At 49.2% G+C, this 14,010-nt stretch carries 12 protein-coding genes; 11 read left to right on the top strand and 1 reads right to left on the bottom strand.

The window, feature by feature from the left end; translation table 11 throughout:
• Nucleotides 1-7: 7 nt before the first annotated feature.
• The gene (helD, locus tag CZ502_RS00455) at nucleotides 8-2,326 is read left to right on the top strand and encodes an RNA polymerase recycling motor HelD (protein WP_076459170.1); all 2,319 of its coding nucleotides are present in this window, start codon (nucleotides 8-10) and stop codon (nucleotides 2,324-2,326) included.
• An 86-nt stretch (nucleotides 2,327-2,412) separates the two neighbouring features.
• A complete protein-coding gene (gene ndk / locus CZ502_RS00450) occupies nucleotides 2,413-2,862 on the top strand; it encodes a nucleoside-diphosphate kinase (protein WP_076459169.1) in 450 nt (149 codons plus the stop codon).
• 52 nt (nucleotides 2,863-2,914) lie between these two features.
• On the opposite strand, the gene CZ502_RS00445 is transcribed toward ndk, so the two are convergent.
• Nucleotides 2,915-3,871, bottom strand: coding sequence for a DNA-methyltransferase (locus CZ502_RS00445; protein ID WP_076459168.1), 957 nt, complete (start codon nucleotides 3,869-3,871; stop codon nucleotides 2,915-2,917).
• Nucleotides 3,872-4,147: 276 nt separating this feature from the next.
• On the opposite strand from CZ502_RS00445, the gene trpS reads away from it, so the two are divergent.
• From trpS to CZ502_RS00400, 9 genes are all read left to right on the top strand, one after another.
• Complete coding sequence (gene trpS / locus CZ502_RS00440; protein ID WP_076459167.1) at nucleotides 4,148-5,170, top strand: tryptophan--tRNA ligase; 1,023 nt, start codon at nucleotides 4,148-4,150, stop codon at nucleotides 5,168-5,170.
• 169 nt (nucleotides 5,171-5,339) lie between these two features.
• Entirely contained in the window at nucleotides 5,340-6,209 is an 870-nt protein-coding gene (locus CZ502_RS10825) for a hypothetical protein (protein WP_234982425.1), read from the top strand.
• A 150-nt stretch (nucleotides 6,210-6,359) separates the two neighbouring features.
• Nucleotides 6,360-7,301: a Ppx/GppA family phosphatase gene (locus CZ502_RS00430; protein ID WP_076459166.1), complete on the top strand. Its 942-nt coding sequence runs from the start codon at nucleotides 6,360-6,362 to the stop codon at nucleotides 7,299-7,301.
• Nucleotides 7,294-8,556 carry a hydroxymethylglutaryl-CoA reductase, degradative gene (locus CZ502_RS00425; RefSeq protein ID WP_076459165.1) on the top strand — a complete coding sequence of 421 codons (1,263 nt, stop codon included), beginning with the start codon at nucleotides 7,294-7,296 and terminating at the stop codon, nucleotides 8,554-8,556. The genes CZ502_RS00430 and CZ502_RS00425 overlap by 8 nt, the downstream gene beginning before the upstream one ends.
• A complete protein-coding gene (locus CZ502_RS00420; RefSeq protein WP_076459164.1) occupies nucleotides 8,549-9,508 on the top strand; it encodes an IpaB/EvcA family protein in 960 nt (319 codons plus the stop codon). The genes CZ502_RS00425 and CZ502_RS00420 overlap by 8 nt, the downstream gene beginning before the upstream one ends.
• A gap of 4 nt (nucleotides 9,509-9,512) precedes the next feature.
• Entirely contained in the window at nucleotides 9,513-10,211 is a 699-nt protein-coding gene (locus CZ502_RS00415; protein ID WP_076459163.1) for an NAD-dependent protein deacylase, read from the top strand.
• 60 nt (nucleotides 10,212-10,271) lie between these two features.
• Entirely contained in the window at nucleotides 10,272-11,120 is an 849-nt protein-coding gene (locus tag CZ502_RS00410; protein ID WP_076459162.1) for a DUF72 domain-containing protein, read from the top strand.
• Nucleotides 11,121-11,197: 77 nt separating this feature from the next.
• On the top strand, nucleotides 11,198-13,213 hold the full coding sequence (gene metG, locus CZ502_RS00405; RefSeq protein WP_076459161.1) for a methionine--tRNA ligase: 2,016 nt from the start codon (nucleotides 11,198-11,200) through the stop codon (nucleotides 13,211-13,213).
• Nucleotides 13,206-14,006, top strand: a complete 801-nt coding sequence (locus tag CZ502_RS00400) for a TatD family hydrolase (protein WP_076459160.1) — start codon at nucleotides 13,206-13,208, stop codon at nucleotides 14,004-14,006. The genes metG and CZ502_RS00400 overlap by 8 nt, the downstream gene beginning before the upstream one ends.
• Nucleotides 14,007-14,010: the final 4 nt, after the last annotated feature.

Below are 14,010 nucleotides of genomic sequence, written 5' to 3'. Positions count from 1 at the left end.
TTTCCCCATGGAAAATCGCGAACGACAAGCAGAACAGGCACGGGTCGATCATGTTGAAGAACAGATCAACCAACAGATTAAGTCAACGGCGAAGGCAGTCGAGGATGCCCACCGCGAAACACGGGCAGTTGAGCGTAACTACAGTGATAACGCGTCAATCAACCGCTACGAAGTCGATGATATTGCCGAGTCGCGCGCGATGATTGAGCAGCAACGACAACTGGTTTCCCGGGCGGCGGAGAGTGAAACAATCCTCAAGCACCAGTTAAAGACCCTCAAGAATTTGCAGGGGTCACCATACTTTGGACGGATTGATATTCAAGATCCGGGCGAAGAAAAGCCAGAGTCTTTGTATATCGGGACTTCATCGTTAATGAATGATGATAAGACGGACTTTTTAATCTATGACTGGCGGGCACCAATTGCGGGGGTCTACTATAATGGGACCCTTGGCCGGGTTAAATACGAGACACCGGCGGGGATGCAGACAACTGACCTTAAAAAGAAGCGGCAGTTTACCATTAAGGATGGCAAGATTACCAATATGTTTGATACTAATGAGACGGTGGGGGATGAACTTCTCCAGGCCGCCCTTGGTCAGCAAAACGACCAGTACATGCATAATATTGTCGCTACTATCCAGCAGGAACAAAATGACATTATCAGGGACACCCGCAGTGACCTCTTATTGGTCCAAGGGGTTGCCGGCTCGGGGAAGACTTCGGCGATTCTACAACGGATTGCCTACCTGCTTTACCATAGCCGGACAGAATTAAATGCCGACCAGATCGTCTTGTTTAGTCCCAACAACTTGTTTAGCCACTATATTTCGGAAGTTTTACCGAGCCTTGGTGAACGTAACATGCGACAGGTAACACTGGAAGGATTTGTCCGGCGGCGCTTTGAAGGCCTCCAAGTAGAGACGTTATTTGACCGTTATGAAAAACGTCAGCGAGAGGGGAACAAGGATCACCCGCTAGCCAACTACGTGGAAAGTGACCAGTTTATGACGTCAATTGCCAACTACGTCAAACACCTAACCGTTGCTCAGTTACAGTTTGCTGATATCCGTTTCAACGGCCAGGTATTCTTTACTGCCGCCCATATCAAGGACTTGTACCAGCAACTGCCAACGACGATGACGGCCGCTGATAAGTTGGTCCAACTGAAAAATAAGCTGATTCGTGAGTTGCAGCACCGGGTCCGGGAAGAGGCAAAGAAGGACTGGGTTGCCAAAGCCTTGGACGATCTCGACGTCCAACAGCTGCATAGCCTTTACGGCAAAAAGACAATCGATGATTTTAAAGACGAGGATGCTCAGTATGCCTACTTGTCACGGCGGTTAGCGAAGCGGCGGCTGCGGGTAATTGCGGATGCAATCTACAATAACTACTTCTTGGACTTTTACAACCAGTACAACCATTTCTTACACTGGGTTGATATTCCAGAGTCAATTAGTCGGCGAGAATGGGCGACAATGATCCTGGAATTTCAAGAGGAGATCGAATACCATCGCTTAGCTCTGATGCACGCGGCGCCGTTGATGTACCTGCGGGACCTCGTGTCCGGGACAGGACAAAACCGCTCCTTCCAGTATGTCTTTATCGACGAGATGCAAGACTACTCGACAGCGATGCTGGTGTACTTGCGGCACGCCTTTCCCCAAGCAAAGTTTACAGTGCTGGGTGACAGTGAGCAGGCGCTGTTTAAGCCGTTGCAGTTGCCAGAAGAGCTGCTCAATAGACTGAGCAAAGTTCTGCAGGCTAAGCGGCCCAACCTGATTGCGCTTCGCCGGAGCTACCGGTCAACAACGGAAATCACTAACTTTGCGAAGGCCCTCTTGCCGGATGGCGATAAGATCGTTGCCTTCACGCGGCATGGTCAGATGCCCCGGTTGCTGGTGCGCTATTCTACCACGGAGGAGAACAGCGCGTTGCTTGATGAAACGACTACCTTAGCTGAAAAGTATGAGACAGTTGCGATCTTAACCAAGAACCAGGAACAAGCGACCCAGATTTACCAGGAGCTGCACCGGCAAAAGATTGCCAACCTTCACCTGTTAAATGAACATGATAGTGCCTTGCCAGCTGGAATCTTGATCTTACCAATTTATTTGGCAAAGGGGCTTGAGTTTGATGCGGTAATTGCTGCTGATGTTTCCGCTAAAAATCTTGCCGGGACCGATGAAGTGGGGATGATCTACACGATGGCCTCGCGGGCAATGCATGAGCTGACCTTGCTGAGTAACGGTCCGGTGAGCGATGCCATCAATGAACAAGCTAGCCGCTTATTGACGATGGAATATCAGCTGCCGAATAAGCAGTAAATTAGAAGCATTTCCTTAAAAACGCTTTCACCACCAGTTAACTTATGATAGTCTAGTGGAGAGAAATGAAAAGGAGATGTTTCGCCATGGTTAAAGACGAATTCACATTAGTATTGGTAAAGCCTGACGGTGTAAAGACCCGTCATATCGGTGATATTATTACGCGGATTGAACGGAAGGGCTACAATATTGAAGCTCTTAAGATGATTATCCCGACGGAGGAAAAATTACGCCAACACTACTTCGATAAAGTAGACAAGCCATTCTTCCCAGAACTGCTTGAGTATATGACGGAAGGACCAATCGTCGGCATCGTTGTTTCCGGAACAAACGTCATCCAAGCTATTCATAATATGGCTGGCGCGACTAACCCTGGCGAAGCGGAATGGGGAACGATCCGCGGTGACTACGGTCGTGAATGGCCTGACGGCAACTTACGGAACATCATCCACACATCAGATAATGTTGATACTGCAACCCGTGAGATTGGCATCTGGTTCCCAGAATTCAATATTGAAGATAAGCAACAAGCATAAACAAAAACAAGAGGCCGTGGAAAAAGACGTAGCTTTTTCCGGCCTCTTTTAATTAACTATTATTTTGGCGCTTGAGCTTTCGCTGGGCGGCCAGGGTGTTGCGTTCCCAAAAGACGCCGTCAGTGTAGCCCTGGATGCTTTTATCATCGCTAACGTGATCAAGCCGGTACTGCGCCCACGCACAGTATAGTAGACTCTGTTCAATCCCGAGAAAATGGCGGTCGAGCTTGGCGGCCGTCACTAGGCTGGAACCAGATCCAGCGAAGGGGTCGAGGATGAAGTCCCCGGGATTAGAACTAGCCAGGATGATCTTAGCGAGTAGCTTTTCTGGCTTTTGGGTGGGGTGGCCGGTGTTTTCCGGCATTGACCAGTACGGGATCGAAATGTCGTCCCAAAAGTTGGATGGCATGGTGTCCCGGAAATTGCCTGCGCTTGTTGCTTGCCAGTCCCGGGCGACCCCATCTTTTTTATACGGGGCAACGACTTGGCGCCGTTGCTTGACTTGGTCGACATTGAAGGTATAGTCGGCCCCATTGGCGGTTAAAAACCAAATATCTTCCATGCTGTTTTTCCAGTTGCGCTGTGAACCACGGCCCTTTTCCCGCTGCCAGGTGATACGGTTTTGGATCGTAAAATTTTCTGCTAAAACGGGGGCAAGGGAGATGCTGGTCGCCCAGTCAGCGAAGACATAAATGCTTGCATTTTTCTTGAGGAGGGGCTTGAGGAGGTCGATCCACTGTTGCGTATACTGGCGGTATTCATCATCAGTCATTTTCTTGAAAGTTAGCCCATCGTACTTCTTATTAAGGTTGTATGGGGGGTCAATCAGGGCGAGATCAACCGTCTCAGCAGTGAGACCCTGCATAACCTTGAACGAGTCCCCGTTAATTACCTTGTTGCAAAGGGTCGAAAGGTCCTTTTGATCCGCTGCCTTGACAATCTTTGCCAGTAAATCTGGTGATGCTTCATCCAGCGTGAAATCGATTGTCTTATTCCTCTTTGAACGCATGTTGCACCTCTCCTTTTACAGTTATCCCTATTATACCGATTGGTCAGGGGATTGTCTTGCCTTTTTGGGGGGAGATGGATTAAAATAAAGGGGTATTAAGTAGCGTGAGTTAAAGCGAGGGACGGTTGGTGTAAAGGTCCCCAAAACGCGAAATGGTTAACAATTAAATACCGTTTGAGTGGCAATGATAATTGCAATTTAGGTGGCACCGCGCATCTTGCGTCCTATTAGTTTGGTTGAACTAGTAGGGCGTTTTTATTTTAAGGAGGAATTACGATGACAGAAGAAAAGCATGTTATTTTAACTGGTGACCGGCCAACGGGGAAGCTTCATATCGGACACTACGTTGGCTCCCTTAAGAACCGGGTTGAACTGCAAAATACTGGTAAATATAATACTTACATCATGATCGCTGACCAGCAGGCATTGACTGATAATGCCCGTGATCCGGAAAAGATTCAAAAGAGTCTCCATGAAGTGGCCCTCGATTACTTGGCAGTCGGGATTGATCCACAAAAGTCAACGATTTTAGTTCAATCACAGATTCCTGCGCTAAGCGAGTTGACGATGCACTACCTTAACCTGGTTACGGTTTCCCGGCTGAAGCGGAACCCAACCGTCAAGACCGAAATTAAGCAGAAAAAGTTTGGCGAAAGTGTTCCTGCAGGGTTCTTCATCTACCCAGTTAGTCAAGCGGCTGATATCACTGCCTTCAAGGCTGATACGGTGCCGGTTGGTGATGACCAGGAACCAATGCTTGAACAAACCAGAGAAATTGTGCGGACCTTTAACCGCATTTATGATCAAGACATCCTTGTTGAACCAGAAGGGGTATTCCCGCCAAAGGGCCAGGGGCGGATTCCAGGCCTTGATGGTAATGCGAAGATGAGTAAGTCCCTTGGTAACTGCATTTACCTTTCCGATGATGCTGATACGGTTCAAAAGAAGGTAATGTCGATGTACACTGACCCGACCCACATCAAGGTTAGCGACCCTGGACACATCGAAGGTAACACGGTCTTTACTTACCTTGATATCTTTGATCCAGACAAGGAACAAGTAGCTAAGCTGAAGGAACAATACCAAGCCGGTGGTTTAGGGGATGTGAAGATCAAGCGTTACTTAAACGAAGTCCTCGAAGCGGAACTTGCCCCAATCCGGCAACGGCGGGCAGAATACGCTGAAAACATGGATTATGTTGACAAGGTCCTTAAAGAAGGCTCTGCACGGGCAAACGAAGTAGCTAACCAGACGCTCAAAGAAGTGCGGGATGCAATCGGCATTAACTACTTTGGTTAAAATTAATATTTTTATGAATGATAAGGAATATTGGGCAAGCTTTGTGTAATATTCCTTATTTTTCGTATTAACATTTATAGAATGATAAAAATGATATTGACATTTTACTGATCACTGATTAAGTTTAAAATGTCTCGTTATGTTTATGAGAAAGAAGAGTGCGTTTATTTTGAGAAATAATCTTAAGGCGTTAGTCGCCTCAGTAGTCGCTGGTGTTGCTTTGCTTACTGCCACCGGTGCTTCCGCCGATACAGAAGCAACCACGACTACGCCAGTTAGTCCAATCCCTGATGCAACAGTTAATAACAACGTTGCACCAACGACAAACACAGTTACCCTTGCGCCAGTAGCAAAGGTAGCTGTTACAGCAGATACTGCCACCGCTGCTAATACCGCTCCTGTAGCTAATCCGGCAGTAACTGCACCAGTTGCTAATGCTGCTGCCACTGCTGGTACAGCTGCTACCGCTGGCACGGCCGCTACTGCTGGTACAGCTGCCACGGCCGGTACAGCCGCTACTGCTGGCACAGCCGCTACCGCCGGTACAGCTGCTACCGCTGGCACGGCCGCTACTGCTGGCACAGCCGCTACCGCCGGTACAGCTGCTACCGCTGGTACAGCCGCCACAGCTGGCACAGCCGCCACAGCTGGCACAGCCGCTACAGCACCGGTAGCCCCAACAGCGCCAGTAGCCCCAACGGCACCGGTAGCCCCAACAGCGCCAGTAGCCCCAACAGCGCCGGTAGCTCCAACGGCACCGGTAGCCCCAACGGCACCAGTAGCCCCAACGGCACCGGTAGCCCCAACAGCGCCGGTAGCCCCAACGGCACCAGTAGCCCCAACGGCACCGGTAGCCCCAACAGCGCCGGTAGCCCCAACAGCACCAGTAGCTCCAACGGCACCAGTAGCCCAAACTTCATCAGCAGTTGTCGTTGTGATTGCTTGGCACTATGAATACTACCAACCAGCCTTTTGCGGTGGCTTTTGGAATAACTTCGGCTTTGCTGGATTTTCCCTTGGCTTTGGTTGTTGGTTTTAATTTAACTGATTAAATAAAGATCCTTTAAACGAGACAAGGAGATTAGGCTTTTTTGCTTAATCTCTTTTTTTAAGTGTTTCAAAAGACAGAACATGGTAACATAAAAGGGATGTAATTTTACGAAAAATAATTAATAAAGCGGAGGTGAAAATGGTGGAAAACCTCGCGATTGTAGACCTCGGCTCGAACTCGGCACGGATGGCAATTACGGAGATTGCCCCGGATGGACGATTCCATGAAATCCGCCGGGTAAAAGAAAATACCCGGTTATCTGAAGGAATGGGACGGGAAAAGCTTTTACAAGAGAGCGCAATGGAACGGACAATAGCTGCCCTTAAGAGATTTAAGAAAATCTATCAGGCAATCCCAAACATTAAGGTGCGGGCAATTACGACAGCAGCGGTTCGCCAGGCGCGTAATCGACAAGAATTCCTAGATCGTGTTCAGCGTGAAGTAGGCATTCACTTACAAGTTTTGTCAGGAAAAAAAGAAGCATATTATGACTATCTTGGCGTAATCAGAACGTTGCGGCTTAACCACTGTTTGATTTTAGATGTTGGCGGTGCAAGTTGTGAGTTAGTCTTAGTCCAACAGCGGCGGGCACGCAACCTTATTTCAATTCCAGTAGGGGCGGTTAACCTCTCTGAACAGTTTCACTTAAATGGCTATGTTCGCTCGGCAGATCTTTTTCGGGCGCAGGTAGCGATGAATGAACGCCTGACGAAGATCCCGTGGTTACGTTACGCGACCCGGGTGCCGATTGTCTTGCTTGGCGGTGCGAACCGGACATTGGCGCGGATGAGTCAGTCTTACCATCACAAGCGTCGCCGGAATGGTTCGATTCATGGTTACCAGCTATCTTCGCGGGTTGTCTTTGCGACATACCGGGAACTATTAAACCGTAACTTATCGCAGCGGAAGCGAATGGCTGGCCTTGAGCCGGAACGAGCTGATATCATTATTGGTGGAATGTTGCCATTGGTATCATTACTACAACGGAATAGTGACGGCCGGGTTATTTTCTCGGAAAGCGGCGTTCGTGAAGGAATCATTACGGAATACGTTAATCAAAGGAAGAAGAAACATGAGTGATTGGCAACATGGCTTTTACAAATTAGCAGCTGAAGAGCGGCGGCAACGGTTAGCAAAAGCACGGCAGTTGTCGATGGATGATACAACGGTTCTCGCCAATACCAGTTCAGACCTCGGGGATGAGCTGGTGGAAAACTACTTAACGGACTACTCCCTTCCTGAAGGGGTGGCCCTCAACTTAACGGTCAATGACAAGCCCTATGTTGTTCCAATGGTGATTGAAGAACCATCAGTGATTGCGGCGGCTAGTAATGGTGCACACCGGGTGAGCCGGAGTGGTGGCTTCACCGCTCCCCATCAGCAACGGCTCCTGGTTGGCCAGGTAGTTTTAGACCAGGTCACGGATGTCGACAAGACGGTGGCCTGGCTCAATAGTCAACAGGACCGGATTTTAGCGATCGCTAATGAAGCTCACCCATCGATGCAAAAACGTGGTGGTGGTGCGAAGACGATGACGGTCCGGACCCCGGGTGACTTTATTAGCATTGACCTTGGAATTGATGTTTGCCAGGCAATGGGGGCCAATAGTGTCAACACGATGGCAGAGGCAGTTGGTAATTGGTTGAGTGACCAGGGTTATCACGTAATCGTCGCCATTTTAAGCAACTTGGCTACCCAAAGCCTGCAGACGGCGAAATGTGAGATTGCCTTTGCCAACCTGGCGACAGCTGAGATGGCAGGAGCGGAGGTCGCCCACCGGATTGCCCGGTTGAGTGATCTTGCCCAGGTGGACCCGTTCCGGGCAGCAACCCACAATAAGGGGATTATGAACGGAATTGATGCTGTAATGATTGCTAGCGGAAACGACTGGCGGGCAATTGAAAGTGGCGCTCATGCCTATGCGACGCGTGACGGCCATTACCGGGGCCTAAGTACTTGGACGGTAGAAGGCGATCACCTGCGTGGTGAGATTAGCTTACCGCTGCCAGTCGGGGTTGTCGGTGGTTCGATTGGCCTTAATAAAATGACGAAGCTCAACTATAAGATTAGTGGTATCAAGTCGGCCGAAGAATTAGCTGCCGTTACTGCGAGTGTTGGGTTGGCCCAAAATCTAGCGGCCTTGCGGGCATTAACGACGACGGGCATTCAAGCCGGTCATATGAAACTCCAGTACCGTTCGCTAGCAGCTAGTGTCGGCGCAAGCCCGGCGGAAATTCCGCTAGTTGTTGCGCAACTAAAGAAAGAAAAACACGTTGACCAGGCCCTTGCTCGCCAAGTCCTGGCAGCGATTAGAAAGGATGGGGCAGATGAGTGAAGAAGTGATTAAGCTAAATAAGACCAACCAGGAACTATTGGACCAGATAAACCAGCTTTACCCAGAAGGAACAGTCTTTGTCCAGTTTCATGGTGAAAAGTCAGGCTACGTCCGCCATGACCAGGCGACACAAAAGACGATTCCCGGAGCACTGGTAATTATCGTTACTGACCTGACGGCGCCAAACTATACTGCGTCACACGAACTGCTCCACTTATTGATGCTCCTTAAAGGATTTCCGCAAATCTTTTTCCAGCTATCTCTTGGTGATAAGCAGCTCGATGAACAGATGATGATTATGGCGACGGACTTATATAATGTTGCGATCCACCGGGTTGTGGTTGCTGAACAGCGGAAGCACGGGTTAATTGATGACCGGATTGAAGAGCTCTACTTGAAGGGGATTGACCATACCTTGACCCCGGAAAAAGAAGATGACGATGAGCGGACATTGCGCCTATTAACCTTGCTTGATGCCCTCGTCTTCTTTGGTGACAACTTGCCAAAGTACGAGCAGCAATTGGCAGAAAAGTACCCACTTGCCCTAGCCGCTGCCAAGAAGATCTATGCAGAAATTACGAAGAAGCCGATTAAGAACCCGTTTGATATGCGGCGGACGATCATCAAGACTTATTCGCTATTTGACCAGCAGATGCAAGAATGGAACCTTCCAGCCTTGCACAATAACGAGTACACGACCCTGTCCCCAGTGCTGAGCGAACGGCAATTGCGCTTAGAGATGCGGCAGGTCTTTGAAATCTACCACTCTGATATGAAAGAACGGGGAACCGATAAGCGGGCCTACGTCGGTATTCGCCGGAGTGACGGGCAAAATTCATTTACCCTCCCGGCGCCGGCAGCGGAAACCCCAGAAACGTTTAAAAAGATTTATGCGCAACCGGTCAAGGAGTTCCTTGAGAAGAACAGTGTTCCATACATTGTAAGGAAGTGATTAGATGGATGCTGCAACGCAAAAGACATTTGATGATGCTCAAAAGATCGTCTTTCTAACTGGTGCGGGGGTTTCAACGGCCTCAGGCATTCCTGACTTTCGGTCCGCAAACGGCCTCTACACGCAAAACCGGAATGCGGAGTACTACCTTAGCCACCGCTACTTTGTCAGTGACCCCGCGGGATTTTATGACTTCTGCAAGAAAAACCTCTATTTTCCAGATGCCAAGCCCAATGTTATTCACGAAAAGCAGGCGGCACTGACCCAACAGGACCGGGCAGTCGTAATCACCCAAAATATTGATAACCTCTATGAGGAAGCAGGCACTAAACACCTGATTGATTTTCACGGGAACCTTTTCAATGTCTACTGTGAAAAGTGCCATGAAACAGTGCCGGTAGAAGAATATCTTAAGAGTCGGATTCACCAGAAGGACAACGGACCGTTGCGGCCGGACATTGTCTTGTATGACGAAGGAATCAAGCAGGATGATATTGTTAATTCAATTAAAGCGATGCAGGAAGCGGACCTGGTAGTTATTGTCGGGACCTCGATGAAGGTGTACCCGTTTGCTGGCTTGCTCGATTATCGCAACCCGAATGCAAAGGTGATTGCGGTTAACCAGCAGTTGTTGCAGTTTCCGTTTGCCTTTCAAATGGTCCAAGAAGACGCGACGAAGTTCTTTGATGAATTACAAGTATAAGCTAGAAAAAAGCTGTGGGCAGATCCGGCAGCTTTTTTTGCTGTAAAGGGGATGGATTAAATGAAGATCACGATGGGGATGACGACTTGGACGGAACACCCGGTGTTGATTCATAACGAACAGCGCCCAGTGACCCTCAATGAGTATGCGCAACACTTTCCGGTAGTTGAAGTTGATACTTTCTTTTATGCCTTGCCCCAAGTGGCAACGATTCAAAACTGGCTTAACGAAGTGCCGGCGGAATTTCAGTTTATTATCAAGGCAAACCAAAAGATGACGCTTCACCAGCGTGGTCAGGAGCGGGGCGAACTAGAGCAGGTCTTTCAACAGTACCGCAAGACCATCGCCCCATTAATTGCGACGGACCAGTTAAAGACGATCCTGTTCCAGTTTCCGCCATACTTTGATGCTAGTGTGAAGGACTTTGATTACTTGCGCTTAGTGCGGATGTGGCTGGGAAACCTGCCGGTGGCGGTCGAGTTTCGTAACCAGACCTGGTATAAGCCGGGAGTGGTTGATTCCGTCGTGGACTTTTGCCGGGAGCTTAACTTTACCCTCGTCGCTGCAGATGAGCCGCATGATACCGCCACGTCCGTCCCCTTTTACCTGGCAACGACTAATCCAGCCCTGGTAATGCTCCGTCTTCACGGGCGAAACCGGAAGGGCTGGGATAACCAGGGGAAAGAGTGGCGAAAGACGCGGACGCTCTACCGCTACTCAGATGAAGAGCTCGCCGCTTTCCAGCAAAAGATTGCCGCGCTAACACCGCCAGCAAAGGAACTATGTATTATCTTCAACAATAACTCGGGCAAAGATGCCGCACCGAATGCCTTGCGCCTGCAGAAAATGATGGGCATCAATTTCACGGGCCTCGCTCCGAAATCACCAGAACAGCTCGACCTGTTTTAGGATGGAGCGCGCCCTAATAAAATGCTATACTAAATGTTAAATCTTAATTAGTAATATCTTAGAAAGAGGGGCCTCATATGGCTGAACAAAAACCAACTTATTACATTACAACACCAATTTACTATCCATCTGGTAAACTCCACATTGGTAACTCCTACACGACGATCGCTTGTGACGCGGAAGCGCGTTTTAAGCGCTTGATGGGCAATGACGTCTTTTACCTTACCGGGACTGATGAACACGGTCTTAAAATTGAAGAAAAGGCGGAAAAGCTCGGCATGCAACCGCAAGAATATGTCGACAAGATGGCGGCAGACATTAAGGAACTCTGGAAGAAGCTTGAAATCACCAACGACAAGTTTATCCGGACTACTGATGCGGACCATGAAAAGGCCGTTCAAAAGATCTTCCAACAGTTTGTTGACCAGGGTGATATTTACAAGGGTGAATACACTGGTTGGTACTCTGTTGATGACGAAGAGTACTTTACGGAAAGCCAGCTCGCCGAAGTTTACCGCGATGACAATGGCAAGGTGATCGGTGGGAAGGCCCCATCTGGTCACGAGGTTCAACTGGTTAAGGAAGAATCATACTTCTTTAAGATGAGCAAGTATGCCGACTGGTTGATGAACTACTACCAAGAACATCCGGACTTCATCGAACCCCACACCCGGATGAACGAAATGGTTAACAACTTCTTAAAGCCAGGCCTTGAAGACCTTGCCGTTACCCGGACCTCCTTCAACTGGGGGGTTAAGGTGCCAAATGATCCAAAGCACGTGGTTTACGTCTGGATCGACGCCTTATCCAACTATATTACGGCCTTAGGTTATGGCTCAGATGATGACAGCCTCTTTAAGAAGTTCTGGCCAGCTGATGTTCACATGGTTGGTAAGGAAATCGTTCGTTTCCACACCATTTACTGGCCAATTATGCTCCACGCCCTTGGCCTGCCACTGCCAAAGCATGTCATTGGTCACGGCTGGTTGACGATGAAGGACGGGAAGATGTCCAAGTCCAAGGGGAACGTAATTTACCCTGAGACCCTGGTCGACCGTTACGGCCTTGATGCGACCCGTTACTACTTATTGCGGGCAATGCCGTTTGGTAACGATGGGATTTTCAGTCCTGAAGACTTTGTCGACAAGGTCAACTTTGACTTGGCAAATGACCTCGGAAACCTCTTAAACCGTACCGTGGCGATGATCAACAAGTACCAAGATGGTCAGCTTACCGGGACAAATGCTGCAACGACGGACTTTGATGCTGACCTTGAACAAACGGCCGCCGACGTAATCGTTGAATACAAGGAATTGATGGACAAGACCCACTTTGCTGACGCCTTAGCAACAATCTGGAAGCTCGTTTCCCGGGCCAACAAGTACATCGATGAGACTGAACCATGGGTCCTCGCTAAGGATGATACAAAGAAGGACGTCTTATCAGATGTGATGACCCACTTAGCCAAGAGCTTACGGGTAATCGCTGCCTTGATCCAGCCAATCATGACCCACGCACCAAAGGAAATTGTTGCCCAATTAGGGATTGAGGGGACCAGTCTTAACCTTACGGACCTTCAATTTAATGACTTCCCAGCAACTGCTAAGGTAGTCGCTAAGGGAACGCCAATTTTCCCACGGCTGGACGTTAAGCAAGAAGTTGAATTCATCAAGAGTAAGATGACTGCTAACGAAAAGAAGAAGGGTCGCAAGGCAATGGAAGAAGCTAAGCAACAGGCCCAGGCAGTGGAAAAAGAAGGCAAGAAGCAAATCAAGATCGATGCCTTCGATAAAGTTGAGTTAAAGATCGCTAAGATTACCGAAGCCGGTCACGTTGAAGGGGCTGACAAGTTGCTCAAGTTCCACATGGATGATGGAACTGCAACTGGACGGCAAATTCTTTCCGGGATTGCTAAGTGGTACCCAGACCCATCTGTCCTTGTTGGGAAGAAGGTTATGATTGTTGCCAACTTGAAGCCACGGAAGATGCGGGGCGAACTTAGCCAGGGGATGCTGCTTTCCGCTGAAAAAGATGGCAAGGTCCAAGTGGTAACAGTTCCTGACAACCTTGAACCAGGAATGGGCGTTGAGTAACGTGAGCAATCAACACTGGACAAGGGTTTACGATTCCCATACCCACTTAAACGATGATGCTTTCTATGGTGACGTGCCGGCATTTATTGCCCGGGCGGCACATTATGGGGTTGATGAGATGAACATCGTTGGCTCTAACCATCTTCTCAATACCCGGGCAATTAAGCTTGGTCACCAGTATCCCCACCTCCACCCGCTAGTCGGCTGGCACCCGGAAGACATTAGTGGCTGGAACGATGACAGCAAGGCAGAACTGCGCGAGCAACTAACTGACCCGCTGGTAGTGGGGGTTGGTGAGATCGGGTTAGACTATTTTAATGACGAACACTCGCCACATGACCAGCAAGCAGCGATTTTTGAGGAACAGTTAGCGTGGGCGCGGGAGCTCAACTTACCCGTTTCGATTCACTGCCGTGATGCCATCGAAGACACCTACGCGATCCTTAAAAACGCCCACGTTGGTGAATTTGGCGGGGTAATGCATAGCTTTAGCGGGTCGGCAGAATGGGCAGAAAAATTCATGGACCTCGGGATGATGATTTCCTTCAGTGGGGTTGTCAGCTTCAAGCGGGCAACCGACGTTCACGAGGCTGCCCTAGCGGTGCCACTTGACCGGATGCTGGTGGAGACTGATGCGCCATACTTGACGCCGAGCCCGTACCGTGGAAAGCAAAACGAACCCGGCTTTACCAAGTTTACGGTAGGTGCAATCGCAGAGTTGAAGCAACTTGATTGGGAAAAGGTCGCTTATACGACCTACCACAATGCGCAACGATTATTTTTGCGGAAGTAAAGAA

This window comes from Limosilactobacillus caccae (genome assembly GCF_900156885.1).
GTDB lineage: Bacteria > Bacillota > Bacilli > Lactobacillales > Lactobacillaceae > Limosilactobacillus > Limosilactobacillus caccae.
Note: the sequence above shows the minus strand (reverse complement) of the source record. Positions and strands in the feature narration are given on the sequence as shown.

Bases quoted from the DNA above. Each gene is read 5' to 3' on its own strand.
- helD (WP_076459170.1), top strand. From the start codon at position 8: ATGGAAAATCGCGAACGACAAGCAGAACAGGCACGGGTCGATCATGTT.
- ndk (WP_076459169.1), top strand. From the start codon at position 2,413: ATGGTTAAAGACGAATTCACATTAGTATTGGTAAAGCCTGACGGTGTA.
- CZ502_RS00445 (WP_076459168.1), bottom strand. From the start codon at position 3,871: ATGCGTTCAAAGAGGAATAAGACAATCGATTTCACGCTGGATGAAGCA.
- trpS (WP_076459167.1), top strand. From the start codon at position 4,148: ATGACAGAAGAAAAGCATGTTATTTTAACTGGTGACCGGCCAACGGGG.
- CZ502_RS00430 (WP_076459166.1), top strand. From the start codon at position 6,360: ATGGTGGAAAACCTCGCGATTGTAGACCTCGGCTCGAACTCGGCACGG.
- CZ502_RS00425 (WP_076459165.1), top strand. From the start codon at position 7,294: ATGAGTGATTGGCAACATGGCTTTTACAAATTAGCAGCTGAAGAGCGG.
- CZ502_RS00420 (WP_076459164.1), top strand. From the start codon at position 8,549: ATGAGTGAAGAAGTGATTAAGCTAAATAAGACCAACCAGGAACTATTG.
- CZ502_RS00415 (WP_076459163.1), top strand. From the start codon at position 9,513: ATGGATGCTGCAACGCAAAAGACATTTGATGATGCTCAAAAGATCGTC.
- CZ502_RS00410 (WP_076459162.1), top strand. From the start codon at position 10,272: ATGAAGATCACGATGGGGATGACGACTTGGACGGAACACCCGGTGTTG.
- metG (WP_076459161.1), top strand. From the start codon at position 11,198: ATGGCTGAACAAAAACCAACTTATTACATTACAACACCAATTTACTAT.